Source organism: Streptomyces sp. NPDC002104, from assembly GCF_053593795.1.
The window spans coordinates 37,553-51,283 of sequence record NZ_JBSFDF010000017.1 but is presented as its reverse complement, the minus strand read 5'-3'; the positions used below and the strand labels follow the sequence as shown (position 1 = coordinate 51,283).

12 protein-coding genes and 1 pseudogene are annotated in these 13,731 nt (G+C 72.6%); 4 read left to right on the top strand and 9 right to left on the bottom strand.

Translation table 11 applies throughout. From position 1 onward, the window contains the following. Positions 1–136: 136 nt before the first annotated feature. A complete protein-coding gene (locus ACWCP2_RS16995; protein ID WP_450909369.1) occupies positions 137–2,866 on the bottom strand; it encodes a DNRLRE domain-containing protein in 2,730 nt (909 codons plus the stop codon). A 404-nt stretch (positions 2,867–3,270) separates the two neighbouring features. On the opposite strand from ACWCP2_RS16995, the gene ACWCP2_RS16990 reads away from it, so the two are divergent. The 3 genes from ACWCP2_RS16990 to ACWCP2_RS16980 all read left to right on the top strand — a co-directional run bounded on the left by ACWCP2_RS16990 (position 3,271) and on the right by ACWCP2_RS16980 (position 4,839). Then, entirely contained in the window at positions 3,271–3,573 is a 303-nt protein-coding gene (locus ACWCP2_RS16990) for a hypothetical protein (protein ID WP_450909368.1), read from the top strand. 178 nt (positions 3,574–3,751) lie between these two features. After that, positions 3,752–4,210 (top strand): Crp/Fnr family transcriptional regulator, encoded by a 459-nt coding sequence (locus ACWCP2_RS16985; RefSeq protein ID WP_450909367.1) that lies wholly within the window; start codon positions 3,752–3,754, stop codon positions 4,208–4,210. 185 nt (positions 4,211–4,395) lie between these two features. After that, a complete protein-coding gene (locus ACWCP2_RS16980; RefSeq protein WP_450909366.1) occupies positions 4,396–4,839 on the top strand; it encodes a subtilase-type protease inhibitor in 444 nt (147 codons plus the stop codon). Positions 4,840–4,894: 55 nt separating this feature from the next. On the opposite strand, the gene ACWCP2_RS16975 is transcribed toward ACWCP2_RS16980, so the two are convergent. Next, positions 4,895–5,773: a GNAT family N-acetyltransferase gene (locus ACWCP2_RS16975; RefSeq protein ID WP_450909365.1), complete on the bottom strand. Its 879-nt coding sequence runs from the start codon at positions 5,771–5,773 to the stop codon at positions 4,895–4,897. Positions 5,774–5,813: 40 nt separating this feature from the next. Continuing rightward, a complete protein-coding gene (locus ACWCP2_RS16970) occupies positions 5,814–6,692 on the bottom strand; it encodes an ATP-grasp domain-containing protein (RefSeq protein WP_450909364.1) in 879 nt (292 codons plus the stop codon). Positions 6,693–6,774: 82 nt separating this feature from the next. Between ACWCP2_RS16970 and ACWCP2_RS16965 the strand changes: the two are divergent. After that, a pseudogene (locus ACWCP2_RS16965) lies at positions 6,775–7,033 on the top strand (Sir2 family NAD-dependent protein deacetylase); the annotation flags it as partial. Positions 7,034–7,049: 16 nt separating this feature from the next. On the opposite strand, the gene ACWCP2_RS16960 reads toward ACWCP2_RS16965, so the two are convergent. The 6 genes from ACWCP2_RS16960 to ACWCP2_RS16935 form a co-directional block, all read right to left on the bottom strand. Then, positions 7,050–7,532 carry a VOC family protein gene (locus ACWCP2_RS16960; RefSeq protein ID WP_450909363.1) on the bottom strand — a complete coding sequence of 161 codons (483 nt, stop codon included), beginning with the start codon at positions 7,530–7,532 and terminating at the stop codon, positions 7,050–7,052. A gap of 124 nt (positions 7,533–7,656) precedes the next feature. Beyond that, entirely contained in the window at positions 7,657–11,244 is a 3,588-nt protein-coding gene (locus ACWCP2_RS16955) for a CDP-glycerol glycerophosphotransferase family protein (RefSeq protein ID WP_450909362.1), read from the bottom strand. Between the two features lie 160 nt (positions 11,245–11,404). Then, complete coding sequence (locus ACWCP2_RS16950) at positions 11,405–11,779, bottom strand: hypothetical protein (protein WP_450909361.1); 375 nt, start codon at positions 11,777–11,779, stop codon at positions 11,405–11,407. An 81-nt stretch (positions 11,780–11,860) separates the two neighbouring features. After that, on the bottom strand, positions 11,861–12,289 hold the full coding sequence (locus ACWCP2_RS16945) for a roadblock/LC7 domain-containing protein (RefSeq protein WP_450909360.1): 429 nt from the start codon (positions 12,287–12,289) through the stop codon (positions 11,861–11,863). 71 nt (positions 12,290–12,360) lie between these two features. Further along, positions 12,361–13,140, bottom strand: coding sequence for a transcriptional regulator (locus tag ACWCP2_RS16940; protein WP_450909359.1), 780 nt, complete (start codon positions 13,138–13,140; stop codon positions 12,361–12,363). Then, entirely contained in the window at positions 13,137–13,535 is a 399-nt protein-coding gene (locus tag ACWCP2_RS16935) for a hypothetical protein (protein WP_450909358.1), read from the bottom strand. The genes ACWCP2_RS16940 and ACWCP2_RS16935 overlap by 4 nt, the downstream gene beginning before the upstream one ends. Positions 13,536–13,731: the final 196 nt, after the last annotated feature.

Genomic DNA, 13,731 nt, shown 5'->3' with positions numbered 1-13,731 from the left:
CGCGACGGGCGCGGCGTGCTCCGCGCACTCCGCGACCAGCACGCCGTCGCCCCGCTCCGGCAGGTCCTGGCGCACGTGCGCCCCGGCGGCCGGGCGCAGGACACGCACCGGCCGCCGGGGCGCGGGGCCCCTCCGGCTACGGTGCGCCGAAGGTGAGCGTCAGCTTCGGCGAGCCCTCGTTGGCCGCGGCCTCCGAGGACCACAGCCACAGCGCGTCCGTACCGGCGCTGCTCAGCGCCAGGCTGTACGCGCCGCCGAGCCCGCCGGCGACGGCGGCCTTGTCGAGGCCGGTCGTCTGGACGGCCGAGCCCTCGGGCACGCCCGCGAAGCTGCCGAGCGCCGGGCCGCCGAGGGCCGGGCGGTTGGCGTACGTGGTCCCGGCCTCCGTCCAGGAGCCGGTGACCGGGAGCACGGAGACCGTGTCCGTGGTGCCGGCGCCGCTCATGGTGCTGGTCTTCACGCTCAGCGTGGCGGCCTTGAGCACCGTGCCGGCGGGTGCGGCCGGCAGGTTGAACCGCAGGTAGCTCCCGTAGAACGAGGTCCCGCGCACCGCGAGCGAGCCGGACGTCCCGTAGTTGGTGCCCGGGGCGCCCGCGTTGGCGTACGTGTCCTCCGCGGCCTGGACCTCGACGACCGAGTCGGCCGGGGCGGTGGCCAGGGCGTGGTGGTTCTGCACCTGGGCCGCGCTCAGGACCGTCGGGTAGACGGCGGTCTCGTCCAGCTTGCCCGCCCAGTACTCGCTGACCGGACGGTCCGGCCAGCCGCCGAGGCTGTCTCCGCCGGCGTGCCAGTAGCCGGCGAAGTTCTCGTGCGCGGTGAAGGCCAGCGTGCCCTTCTGCGCTCCGTCCACGTACAGGGTCATGCCGCCCGGGCCCTGGGTCGCGACGACGTGGTGCCACTGGTCGTCGTTGTACGCGGCGGCGGTCGTGACGGTGTGCGTGCCGCCGCTGTAGACGCCGTAGACGAGCCGGCCGTCATTGGTCATGTAGATGTGCTTGTCGTACTGACTGCTGCCGCGGGCCTGGTTGTTGCCGAAGCCGACGAGCTTGCCGCCCGTGGTGGTGTTCGTCTTGAACCAGGTCTCGATGCTGTAGGCGGAGCCGACGTTCTGGCGCTTGTCCCCGTACACCTGGGCGTCCGTGCCGTTGAAGCCGATGGCCGTGCTCGCGCCCGAGACCGCGCCGGGCGTCTGGCGCAGGGCGGGGGTGTTGAGGTGCACACCGCTCTGGTTGCCGTCCGAGGAGTCCGCGACGAAGGGCAGGGCCGACTCGTCGTAGCGCCAGTACAGCTGGGCCCCGTCCGCGCGGACCGCGCTGGGGTACGCGTCGGGCGAGTTCGGGACCGTCACGCTCGCCGTCGCCGACAGGGCGCTGGCGTTGCCGGCCGCGTCGGTGGCGGTCACCCGGTAGGTGTAGGACTGGCCCGCCGTGACGGTGGTGTCGGTCCATGAGGCCTGCGGGCGGCGGAAGAACAGCGAGTCCGCCGCGAGCGTCGCGATCGGCGTGGCCGAACCGTTCCGGTAGACCTTGTACGTGAGGGTGCTGTCGTCCAGGTCGAGGCTGGTGCGCCAGCGCACCTGGACCTCACCGGGCTTGAAGCTCACCGCGCTCGCCACCGGGACGCTGGGCGCGCCCGTGTCCCCGGTGGAGGCGAAGCGCGTCAGGCTCTGCTGCGCCGCACCGTTGACGGTGGTGAACTCGCCGCCGACCCAGAGGTACTGGACGCCGCCCTTGGCACCGACCGTCATCACGCGCGGGCCGATGCCCTCGCCGATGCCGTCGTTGGTGTCGGGGGCCCAGCCCAGCTTGCCGGTCGCGGTGGTCGGCTGGGCCAGCAGGTGGTGGCGCTGGCCGTCCGGGTACTCGCCGATGCTGGAGCAGTCGTGCGCGTGCGAGGCGCTGTAGAGCACGTCCTGGTACGGGAGCACGGCCTGGGTCGCCCCGAGGCAGGTGTCGCGCCAGCGCTGGCCGTAGTCGCTCAGGTTCAGGGCGATCCGGCCGTCGAAGACGCCTCCGCCCGTACCCTCGTTGCCCGTGTAGAAGCCGGTCGCGTCGGTGGCGATGTCCTTGACCACCGAGTTCGTCTCGATGAAGCCCGGGTAGGCCTTGGTGACGGCTCCGCTCGTGGCGTCGACGACGGCCAGGGCGTGGCTGTTCGTACCGCCCACGGTGAAGAAGTCACCGCCCAGGATCACGTGCTGGCCGTCCGGGGTGACCTCGATGGCCCGGCCCGGCTCGTCGGCGTCCGCGGTGAACGGCTTCAGTGCGCCGTCGGCCGCGCCGACGGCGGCGAACCGCTCGCGGGGCTGGCCCGCGACGGTGAGGAAGTCGCCGCCCGCGTAGACGGTGTCGCCGGTGACGGCCAGCGCCCGGACGGTGGCCGCGAAGGCGGGCCGGAAGCCGGTCTTCACGGTGCAGGTCGCCACGTCGATGGCGGCGAGGCTGGAAACCGCCGTGCCGTTGACGGCGCCGAAGTAGCCGCCCGCGTACAGGGTCGCCTTGTCCGGCGAGAGGACGAGCGCGCGGACGGTGGCGGTGCCGGAGCCCACGGTGAAGGACAGTTTGCAGGAGGTCGGGGCGCCCGTCGCGGCGTCGAGCGTCGCGAAGTTCACCGCCTCCTGCTCGGTTCCGGGGGCGCCCTCCGGGGGACGCACCTCGGAGAAGGTGCCGCCGACGAAGACCTTGTCGCCGGCCTCGGCGAGGGCCCAGACGACACCGTTGGCCTGCCAGGTGGGCAGCTCGTCGGCGGTGAAGGCCACCGGCGGGGTGACGGCCGCGGCCTCTTGGACGAGGCCGAGGCCCGTGGCCGTGCAGGTGCCGGCCAGGGCCAGGGTGAGAGCGGCTGCCAGCCCTCTGGATCTACGCATGAACCCCCCAGTTCGGTGAAACGAATGACGAACCATGAAAACCGCGAAAGCCACGGAATGCGGAATGGCCGGAAACTATCGTACGGACGTCCATTCCCGTGGCCACGGGCACCCTAAGGGGAATCCCGCTCCCGTTCACCGCACTTGACGCACCGGATGCCAAATCGCGCGCTCCGGTCACGGAATGCGACCCCTTGTTCACCCAGCGGCAGGCCTTGGCCCCGCCCGTCCGAAACCTGGGACGCCCGGGTCCGTTCTCCCGATTGCCGCCCCACCCGGGCCCGTACCCCTCTACGGTGCCCTGGGGGGACGGCACGGGCGCGGGCAGCAGCGCACGCCCGGGGACGTACGCGGGCACGGGCGCGGGCACGGAGGGGCGGAGCGGGATGAGCGGGACGAGCGGGATGAACGACGAAGAAGACACGCGACTGGCGGGGATGACCCCCGAGATCTCCCGCCGCACGCTGACCCTCCTGCGCGGCCTGGCCGGTCTGGAACCACCGGAACAGGTGCCCGAGAAGGCGATGGACACCGCCGACGAGATCCTCGCCGAGTACGGCACCGACGGGCTCCGCGTGCTGGTCATGACCCTGGCGGCCTGGGCGACGGCGCAGATCGAGAACGTCTCCGAACTGAGCGGGCGCACCCACGAGGCCGTCCTCGACGCCATGGAGCTGGCCTGCCTGGAGGCCGGCGCCGAGGAGTAGCCGGGCCGCACCATCGGATCGCCCGCACGGCGCCCTTCCTGCCCGCCCTGGGACCGCTCTTCCGGTCCGTGGGGTTTGAGTCACCGAAAATCGGACAATTCTCCGGAGACGGACGCCCCGGATTCGCTCCGGCGTCAGCGACACTGGGGGGAGCGGGGGGTCCCGATCGGAGGCCGTCGTGAGCACACCTTCCCCCATCCGGATCGCTGCCGTCCTGTCGACCGAGCATCGCGGGCGGCTGATGTCCCACGCCCGCGAGGTCAATTTCCGCGAGGGCGCGCGGATCTTCGACGAGGGCACGCGGGCGGATTCCTTCTGGATCGTGCGCTCCGGCACGGTGACCCTGGAGATCCCGGTACCGGGCCGCCGGCCCACCCCCATCGAGAGCCTGGGCCCCGGGGAACTGGTCGGGTGGTCGTGGCTGTTCCCGCCGTTCGTGTGGCAGTTGGGCGCCGAGGCCATGACGCCGGTGCGCGCGTACGAGTTCGACGCCACGACCGTACGGATGCTCATGGACGCCGATCCCGCCTTCGGGTCCGCACTCGGCCACTGGGTGGGGCGGGTCCTCGCCCTGCGGCTGCACCAGACCCGGACCCGGCTCATGGACCTGTACGCCCCCCGCCTCGCCGCGAGCTGATCCGGTCGGGTTCGGGCCGATTCCACCGGACGCTCCCCCACAGGTCAGCCGCCCGCCGCGGCTGCGGTCTGCGGTCATGCGTGCGCGGTGCGTGACGAGAAGTAGAGGTGCGAACGGGCGTTCCGGTTCCGCATGGGCAAGACTCGCGTCCGTTATCCGACGCAACGACGCGAGGAGTGTTCGACATGCGATCCGTCACCAGGACCCTGGGACTGTCGTCCGCCGCCATGGGGCTCACCGCCCTCACCGCACTGGCCGGCTCGGGGGCCGCCGGAGCCGCGCCCACCGGCGGCGAAAGCCTGTACGCCCCGTCCGCGCTCGTCCTGAGCGTCACCGACGGTGACGATGCGGCGAGCGGTACGGTGCTGCGCGCGGTCACCCTGGTGTGCGCACCCCGGCCCGGCGGCACCCACCCGGCCCCGGACGCGGCGTGCGCCGAGTTACGGGCCCACGCGCCCGACCTGGACGCGCTGGCCCAGCCGCGCCCCGACGCGGCGTGTACCCGGGAGTGGAGCCCGGTGACCGTCACCGCCGATGGCGTGTGGCAGGGCCGCCGGATGAGCTACTCCTACACCTACGCGAACCGGTGCGCCCTGTGGAACAGCACGGGCACGCTCTTCACCATCTGAGACCGGCCCGACTCGGCCGCTCGGCCCGTTCCTGAAACCGGCCCGGTGACCGCGGTCAGCCGAGCTCCAGACTGGTGACCCCGTACATGCCGGTCAGGTCGAGGTCCGGCTCCTGGCCCGTGTACATCCGGGCGGTCTCGAAGGTCGGGCTCAGGCCCAGTCCGCCCAGCAGGGCGGCGGCTCGCGGATGGGCGTCCGGTACGTCCACGGCCACCGTGCCGTCGGGCGTCCGCTCCGCCAGCCGGAGCAGCAGCGCGGCGGCCACGGCCGGGTCGGCCGCGTAGAGCGGGCCGACACGGGAGGCGCCGCTGCCCGGCCGGACCACTCCGAGCCCCTCGATCCGGCCGTCCCGGACCGCGGCGAGGGCGGTACGGCCGGGCAGTCCGACCCAGGCCGCGAGGAAGGCGTCGCGCGGCGCGGGGAAGAACCTCCGGTCGTAGGCGGCGAGTTGTCCGAAGGGCAGGGTGGCCGCGTCCACGATCGTTAGCCCGGTCGCGGCCTCCTCCCCTCCCGGGTCCCCCGGCCTTCCCGCCCGCGGCACGCCCTCGTGGCGGACGTTGTTCCAGGCCGAGCGGAAGCCGGACTTGCGGTAGTTGTCCTGCTGTTCGACCACCCCGTCGAGCCCGACGAGCCGCCCGTCGAGCCGTTCCATGCCGGCCTTCCACAGCCGGATCCCGTACCCCTGGCCGCGGACGTCGGGGCGGGCGATGTAGAAGCCGATGAAGCCGAACCCGGAGCCGTAGCGGACGGCCGAGATGCAGGCGACGGGCTCCCCGCGGAGCCTCCCGACGAGGAATCCGCCGGGATCGGCGACGGCGAACGCGAACCGGTCGGAGTCCCCGGGGTTCCAGCCCTCCTCGTCGGCCCAGTCCCGGATGAGCGCCATGTCGGCGACGCTCGCGCCGTTGATCTCGAATCCAGCGAGTCCCGTCATGTCCGCTGTTGTACCAGATCCGCCCGCGCGGCCCGCGCCCTCAACCGTCCGTCAGGAGACGGACGAACACCGTGCGATCGGCCTGCGGGTGCAGATCGCTCACCTGCCCGTCGCCCACCTCCACGACCCGCCAGACCCCGTCCGCGCGCAGCGCGAGGTCCGTGGTGACGAAGGCGCAGCCGAGCTCCGCGACGGCGGCCCGCACCGGTTCGAGGTCCGGCTCCGCGGCGACGGCGTACGGGCTGTCGGGGTGGGCGGTGACCAGCCGGGGCTCGCCGTCGCGCCACCAGACCCGTACTTCTCCGGCCTCGCCCACGGCGGCCGTGAACTCTTCGAAGGCGCGCAGCACCACCCCGCCGGCCAGGTCCTCGCCCTGGAGTTCCACGAAGCGGTTCACCACGCGGTGGACGGCGGCCCGGTCCGTGAGGTCGGGGAGGTGGCAGGCTTCGGCCCACTCGTGCTTGCGGGACTTGACGTAGTCCTTGACGATGCCGGCGCGCGACGGGAGGGCCGCGGCGGCGTCCGCGAGCCGGACCGGCTCCGGGGTCCTCCCCGGGGGCGCCGCCAGCCAGCGGCTGGGCGGGGTCAGTCCGGCGAACGCCTCGTACCAGCCGGGCAGTTCGTGGGCGCGCCGGTACGCCTCCGGGGTGACGCGCAGTGCGGCGCCGCGCTCGCGCAGGGCCGCGTCGAGGTCTCCGTAGCGGGCCGCCGGAATCATCCAGCCCCGGTACCAGAGCGCGCCCGACTCGGCGGGGACCCCGGCCACGGCCCGGCCGGCGTCCCCGGCGAGCAGCGCGTCGTGGTCGATGAGCCCGATGCCGCCCCCGGCATCGCGCACCGCGCGGGCCTCCTCGGCGAAGTGGGCGTCGGGGCGGCGCCCGTTCAGCGGGTCGGAGCAGTACAGGACGGTGGTGGGCATGCGGACACCCTACGGATGCGCGGGCGCCGGCGGGGGCCGGATGCGCCGGGCGCCCGCCGGGATGATCCGATCTCCGTGGACATCGAAGAACGTGGACGGGCTGCACCAGCTCGCCGGGACGTCCGCGCGCAAGGTGTTCGAACTGCACACCACCGCGCGGGCGGTGGTGTGCACGGGCTGGCCGGGCCCGTACCGGTATGGACGAGGCGCTGGCCCGGGTCGCCGCCGGGGAGCCGGATCCGGCCTGCCTCGCGTGCGGCGGGATCCTGAAGGCGGCGACCGTGATGTTCGGGGAGCGGCTGGACCCCGAGGTGCTCGCGCGGGCCGTCGCGGTCGGGCGCGTGCCCGTAGGGGGTGTCAGCCCGCGTCCGCCGCGCGCCGCATCTCCGCCACGTCGAGCTTCTTCATCTTCATCATCGCGGCCGTCGCCCGGGCGGCCCGCCCCGGGTCGGGGTCGGAGATCAGCTCGATGGCCCCGGCGGGGATGACCTGCCAGGACACCCCGAACTTGTCCTTGACCCAGCCGCAGGCGGACTCCGCGCCGCCGTCGGCGGTCAGGGCCTCGTAGTAGTAGTCCGCCTCGGCGTCGTCGGCGCAGTGGATCTGGAAGGAGACGGCCTCGGTGAAGGGGAACTGCGGGCCGCCGTTGAGCCCGACGAACCTCTGGCCGTTGATCTCGAACTCGACGACCATGACCTCGCCCGCCACGCCGTGGCTCCCCTCGGGGTAGAGGCCCACGCGGCCGCGCTTGCCGTCCTTGAAGATCGACAGGTAGTGGTCGGCGGCGGCCTCCGCCGCGCCGTCGAACCACAGACACGTGGTGAAGGGGTTGCTCGCCATGACTGCCTCCGGAGTGTGCGGTGGGCGGGGAATCCGTCCCGTACATACAGACCGGCCCCGGCCCCGAAACTCATCGGTGGGGCCGGGGCCGGTCCGTTTCCGGTCCGCACCGCACTCCTGCGGGTTACATCCCGAGCATGCGATCGACGACCCGCCGGGCCGCCGAGCCGTCGTCCAGGTCGCAGAACTCCTCACGGAAGGCCGCACGCGCCGGTGCGTACTCCGCGCCAACGGCGTCCGCGTTCCGTACGGCCTCGATCAGGCTCGCCGAATCCCTGAGCAGCGGGCCCGGGGCCTTCTTCTCCAGGTCGAAGCTGAAGCCGCGCAGCGTGTCCCGGTAGTGCTCCAGGTCGTACGTGAAGAGCAGGACCGGGCGGTCGGTGTGCGCGAAGTCGAAGATCGCGGAGGAGTAGTCCGAGATCAGCACGTCGGCGACGAGCAGCAGGTCGGTGGCGTCGGGCCAGCGCGACACGTCGACGACGAAGCCGTCGCGGGCGCCTTCGTACACCTGCTCGGTGACCTTGTGGTGGCTGCGGATCAGCAGGACGTGGTCCTCGCCGAGCTCGCGCCGGGCCGCGTCCAGGTCGATGCGCTGGTCGAGCTTGTAGCCGGAGGTGAGCGTCCAGCCCTCGAGGTTCTCTCGCCAGGTGGGCATGTACAGGACGACCTTCTTGCCCTCGGGCAGGCCGAGCCGCCGGCGGACGTCCGCGATCCGCGCCGCGTCGGGGCGCACCAGGGCGTCCGTGCGCGGGCTGCCCGACTCGATGACCTCGCCCTCGTAGCCCAGCGCCCGCTTCAGGACCGGGGTGGCGTACGAGCCCGGGGAGGCGAGGAGCGACCACTGCGCGCTGTCGTGCTCCAGCGCCTCCAGCACCGCGGGGCTGGTGTAGTAGTCGTGGTTGAAGTCGTGGCCGATCTGCTTCAGCGGCGTACCGTGCCACGTCTGCACGACGGTCTGGCCGGGGCGGCGGCGGAAGGCGAGCGGCACGCTGTCGTTGACCACGTAGTACCGGGCCCGCGCGAGCAGCTCCCAGAATTCGAGGCTGTCGTACTGCACCGCGCGCGCGGTCTCCGGGACCTCGACGCGGCCGTCGCGCACCACCCAGATGTGTTCGAGCTTCTCGCCGCGCCGCAGGAGTTCCTCGTGGATCGCGCGGGGGGAATCGCCGGCGCCGTGCCCCTGGAAGGCGTCGTAGACGACGACGTCCTTGAGCGGGAGGTCCCGCTGGGCCGGGTACGTGACATCGCGCGCGACCCGCTGCGCGTAGCGCGAGCGGTCGTGCGGGCTGAGCATCGGGTCGGCGACGAGTACGACCCGGTCGTAGAGGCGCGATTCGACGCGCATCCGGCGCCCCAGGGCCGTGACGGCGTGGGGTCCCGCGTACAGGGCGGTCGGAGCGAACTGCAGCGGGACGCCCCGGTCGACGCCGAGCTTGCTCGCCGTGGCTCCGCCCTGGGAGGCCGGGCGCAGCGTCGGCCACCAGCGGCCCTGCGGCAGCGGGACGCGGCCGGCGCCGTTCGCGGGGAAGGCCGGCGCGAAGGAGGCTTCGAAGGCATCGCCGTCACGGGTGACGGGGTAGCTGAACTCGGTGCCCGACGCGTTGTGCAGGACGAGTTCGTAGGGCTCGTCCAGGGGAGCGATGAAGCGGCCGCCGAGCGTCAGGACGCCGTTCTCGGTCCCGACGGTGGCGACCAGCGGCGGGGAGGGCTGGACCGAGAGGATGAGGTTGCCGGTGGTGCCGCGCTTGGCGAACAGCGTCCGGCCGGGCTCGCCGCCGGGCAGCGGGACGACCAGTCCGGTGAGTCCGGCGCGCTCGTCGTACGCCAGGCGGTGCTCCGTACCGTCGGCGCCGGTCACGGTCAGGTTCCACGGCTTGGGGGCCCACTGGCCGGGCGCGCCGGGGGCGGCGGGGACGTCGGCCAGCGCGGCCAGCGGAAGCCGCACGGTGAAGGGGATCCTGCCGCCGGCGACGGCGGGAGCGCTCTCCAGCTCAAGGGTGAGGGTGGCCCGGCTGGAGTGCACCGCGCGCAGGGTGGCTCCGGCACCGACCTCGGCGGCGAGCTCGCCCGTCACCTCGATGGCGTCACCGTCCAGGCGGACGCCCAGGGCGCGGGCGCGGACCCTCTCGACCTGGACGCTGAAGAGGCCGCCGGTGCTCGGCAGGAGCCGCACGTCGGGGGCGACCCAGTGCGCGGGCGGGTTCTGCCCGCTGTCGTGCTCGCCGTGCGAGAGCCGCTCGCGGTGCAGACCGCCGGCGCCGGTGGCGATGACGGACCCGGTCCACACGCCTTCGTTCCACTGGCCGCCCGTCTGGAAGGCCGTGGCGTCGATGACGGCGCTGAAGCCGGCCCAGTCCGCGTGACGCAGGGTGAGGTGCGGGGAGTTCGCCGTGGCCAGGGGGGAGGCGACCGTACGGGTGGTGACGACGGCACGGCGCGGCTTGTTCTTCCCCTTGCCCTTGGCCTTGCGCTTGCCCTGCTCGCGGAAGACCAGCATCTTGCGCGAGCCGAGGCGGCTCTCGGCGCCCAGGTGTCCGGGCACGGCGTAGCCGCGCAGCAGGAGTTTGCCGTCGGCCCACTGGGCCTGCTCCACGCGGCTGATGACGTGCCGTTCGCTCGGGCCGACGGCGAGGACGTGCGTGGGAACCGGTGCCTTGAGGAAGGGGTAGTCGGCCTGCGGGCGGGCGAGCCCCTTGACCGGCAGGCTGTGGTGGAAGGCGCGCTGGTGCCGTATGAGGGCCACGAACTCCTCGACGCGGCCCTCTCCCGTGAGGTAGGCCTTGAGGCGGTCCCCGACGGGCAGGTCCGCCCATGTTCCGGTGCCCATCTCCCGGACGAGGGCGCCGACCTCCCGGGCGAAGGCGGCACGGAAATCGGCGCCGCCCTCGGGGACGAACTTGTAGATGAGCTGGAGTTCCTCGGTCAGCAGGTTGTGGTCGTAGTCGCGCAGGTGACGGGTGCGGGCGGCGTCCTGGTTGCGCTGGAGGGCCTCGCGGACCAGCCGGATGGAGGTGACGCGGTCGATGACCGAGACCGGGTCGGTGGTCCGCTGGGTGATGGAGCGCTCCCCGGCTTCGCGGACGCGCCAGTGGTAGACGCACTCGCCGATGACGTCGACGCTCTTGGCGAGGTAGTGCGCGGGGATGGAGACGGGGGCGTCCTCGTAGAGGATGCCCTCCGGGTACTGGAAGCCGTGCTCGTCCCAGAAGCTGCGCCGGTAGACCTTGTTCCACGCGGTGCGGTCGGTGACGAGCGCCGGGAACTTCGAGACGTGGGTCTTCAGCCGGGTCGAGGCGAAGGGGACCCGGTGTCCCCAGGCCTGCTGCATGCCGACGGAGCGGAAGCGCTTGACGTTGCCGGCCGCGAAGTCGGAGCCGGTCTTGTCGAGGGCGTCGATCATGCGCTGGTAGGCGTTCGGCGGCAGGGTGTCGTCGCTGTCGACGAAGGCCAGGAACTCGCTGTCCGGGCTGATGTGCCGGGCGCCCGCGTTGCGGGCCGCGCCGAGTCCCGCGTTCTCCTGGAGGACCAGCCGGAAGCGGTCGTCGCGGTCGGCGAAGGCCCGGGCCAGTGCCGCGCTGCCGTCGGTGGAGCCGTCGTCGAGGAGGACGACTTCGAAGTCGCCGAAAGTCTGCGCCGCGATGGACTCAAGGCACTCGTCGAGATAGAGCTCGACGTTGTAGACGGGCACGACGATGCTCAGGCGCGGAGGCATGGGGTGGGGGTTCTCCAGCTCAATAACACTTTAACGATCAGCCGATTACAGCATCTTACGCTGTAACGAGATGATAAAAATCGGTCATCTCGGGCATAAGCGCGGAGCCGCGGGGCGGGCGGCCATGAGTTAAGCCGCCCGCCACCTCGCCGTCATCGGATCAGACTTCCAGCTCCGCCTCGATCTTCTTCAGCTGGTGCCGGGCCATCGCGAGATTCGCCCGCGTCTTGTCGAGCGCGAGGTACAGGAAGAGCCCGGCGGATCCCCGGCCCTTCAGGAGCCGGATCAGGTGGTACTGGGTGCCGAGGGTGATCAGTATGTCCTCGATGTCGTCCTTCAGGCCGAGCATCTCCATCGTGCGGAGCTTGGCCCGCACCACGTCGGTGTTGCCCGCGGCGGCGACCGTGAGGTCGAGGTCCTTTCCGCCGCCGATGGTGCCGAGTGCCATACCGCTGCTGCAGTCGACCAGGGCGACGCCGATCACGCCCTCGATGCTGGTGGTGGCTTCCTTGAGCGAGGTCTCCACGTTGGCCATGGCTGCTCCTTTTCTCTTCGGTTCCTGGATCTGAGGTCGGTACGTTCGGTCGGTCGGTGCGGGTGTACGTGGTCGACGGGATCAGGAGCCCGGGGCCGGGCCCGGTACCGGGCCGCGGCGGCCGAGGCTCTGGTCGATCAGCTCCGCTATGCGCAGGCTGGAACGGCGGGCCTCCAGGTGGAGCCGGCCGACGTTGACGCGCGGCTCGGCGATCAGGGTCAGTACGGCCGCCTCGCCCGCCGCGTAGGTGGCGACGTAGCCGTCCTCCCCGCGCACGAGCAGCTCGCGGAACCCGCCCTGCCCGGTGCAGTCGCTGAGCCGCTGGGCCACGCCGAGGGCCGCGGCGGTCAGGGCCGCGACGGATTCCGCCTCGGCGGCGGCGCTGTCGTGGGCCAGGACCAGGCCGTCGACGCTCGCGGCGAGGGCGCCGCCCAGCTGGGGGACGCGGGCCCGCAGCCGGCGGAGTTCGGCGAGTATCTCGGCCTCGGCTTCGGCGGGCACCGTACTCATGTCGGATCTTCTCCTCTCGGACTGCCGCCGCTCGGAACGGTCGCCGCGCTGGGCGGGTCGCAGCGGGAGCCTCACAGGCTTGCCTCCAGTGCGTCGCGTAACCGGCGCAGCAGCGCCACATCCGGGGACTGCGCCTGCGTCATCCAGTCCGGCAGCGGCGCCTCCGCCGCTGCGGCGGGTGCCGGCGCGTGCGGGGTCTCGACCAGCCCGGCCGCCGCGAGGCGCCGTACGTCGAGCAGCGTGTGGAAGGCCGGCCGGCCCAGTACCCAGGCGAGGTCAGCCGGTGTCCGCACCCCGTCGGCGAGGTCGAGCAGGATCCGCTGGCGGGCGGTGACGGTCTGCCCGGGGGCCGCGGTCCTGGGCACGACCGGGGAGGTATCCAGCAGCGGATAGGGCCAGACGGCGTCGAGGAGTTCATGGCGGCGGCAGGTCTCCCGCTCGACGGCGGCGGCCGGAACGGAACGGACGGAGCCGATCCAGTGGGTGGCGCCGCGCCGGAAGCGGGACGGCCCGCTGCCCGGGGAGAGTGCGAAGAAGGCGGCGTCGAAGATCGCGGCGAGGTGGCATATCTCCAGCTCGCCGCCCGCGAGTCCACCGCTGTCGACGAGGAACCGGGCGACCTGGCGGCGGGCGCCGGCCTCATTCACGGCTTCGGTCCAGCGCTCGGGGGTGAGGCCCCCGCCGGTGGTGAGCAGGACGTCGAGTCCGGGGGTGGCCGGGCTCTCCGCGTGCACCACGCGGCCGTCCTCCAGGAAGAGCGTGCCGCGCTCGCGGAAGAGGGCGCCGGTGGCCCGCTCGGCGGCGAGCCGGGTGAGCAGCGGGGAGACGGCAACGGTGGCGACGGCGGTCACTTCAGCACCAACTCCTCGGCCAGGGCCCGGAGTCTGTGCCGGGCGAGGGCGAGGTTTCCGTCGGTCCGGTCGAGCCACAGGTGCAGGAACACGCTGCTGTCGAAGCTGGTCTCGACGAAGCGGAGCACGTGGTAGCCGGTCCGGGTGGTGACGATCAGGTCCTCCACGGGCGGCCCGGCGCCGTCCTGCGCCTCGGTCCCGCCCGGGGCGAAGGACTCGTACTCGGCGGCCGCCCGGGCCAGTTCGGCGGTCTCGGCAGCGGTGGTCTCGTGGTCCCCCACCGGTGATTCCCCGGCGGTGCCGAGGGCCAGTCCGCTGCTCCAGTCGACCAGCGCGGCCCCCCTGGCACCGGGCAGGGCCATGGCTTCGAGCAGGCATTCGTCGATCCCGGGCACGCGGGCTCCCCTCCCGGCCGGACCGTGCGTGGTGCACGGGCTGCGGCGCGACAGAAGGGAACTTACTCAAGTTCCGCACTGCGGAAGGGCGTTCTGGCATTTTCCGCTGGAACATGCGCGATGGCACGTGAAAGCTTGGCCGGAACCTCACACATTTTGATCATTGCCTTGGTTCGGCGTGCCCTCATGAGGCCAG

What these genes read in the sequence shown, in the direction of transcription:
- ACWCP2_RS16995 (WP_450909369.1), bottom strand. Translation starts at nt 2,866, where the DNA reads ATGCGTAGATCCAGAGGGCTGGCAGCCGCTCTCACCCTGGCCCTGGCC.
- ACWCP2_RS16990 (WP_450909368.1), top strand. Translation starts at nt 3,271, where the DNA reads ATGAACGACGAAGAAGACACGCGACTGGCGGGGATGACCCCCGAGATC.
- ACWCP2_RS16980 (WP_450909366.1), top strand. Translation starts at nt 4,396, where the DNA reads ATGCGATCCGTCACCAGGACCCTGGGACTGTCGTCCGCCGCCATGGGG.
- ACWCP2_RS16975 (WP_450909365.1), bottom strand. Translation starts at nt 5,773, where the DNA reads ATGACGGGACTCGCTGGATTCGAGATCAACGGCGCGAGCGTCGCCGAC.
- ACWCP2_RS16970 (WP_450909364.1), bottom strand. Translation starts at nt 6,692, where the DNA reads ATGCCCACCACCGTCCTGTACTGCTCCGACCCGCTGAACGGGCGCCGC.
- ACWCP2_RS16960 (WP_450909363.1), bottom strand. Translation starts at nt 7,532, where the DNA reads ATGGCGAGCAACCCCTTCACCACGTGTCTGTGGTTCGACGGCGCGGCG.
- ACWCP2_RS16955 (WP_450909362.1), bottom strand. Translation starts at nt 11,244, where the DNA reads ATGCCTCCGCGCCTGAGCATCGTCGTGCCCGTCTACAACGTCGAGCTC.
- ACWCP2_RS16950 (WP_450909361.1), bottom strand. Translation starts at nt 11,779, where the DNA reads ATGGCCAACGTGGAGACCTCGCTCAAGGAAGCCACCACCAGCATCGAG.
- ACWCP2_RS16945 (WP_450909360.1), bottom strand. Translation starts at nt 12,289, where the DNA reads ATGAGTACGGTGCCCGCCGAAGCCGAGGCCGAGATACTCGCCGAACTC.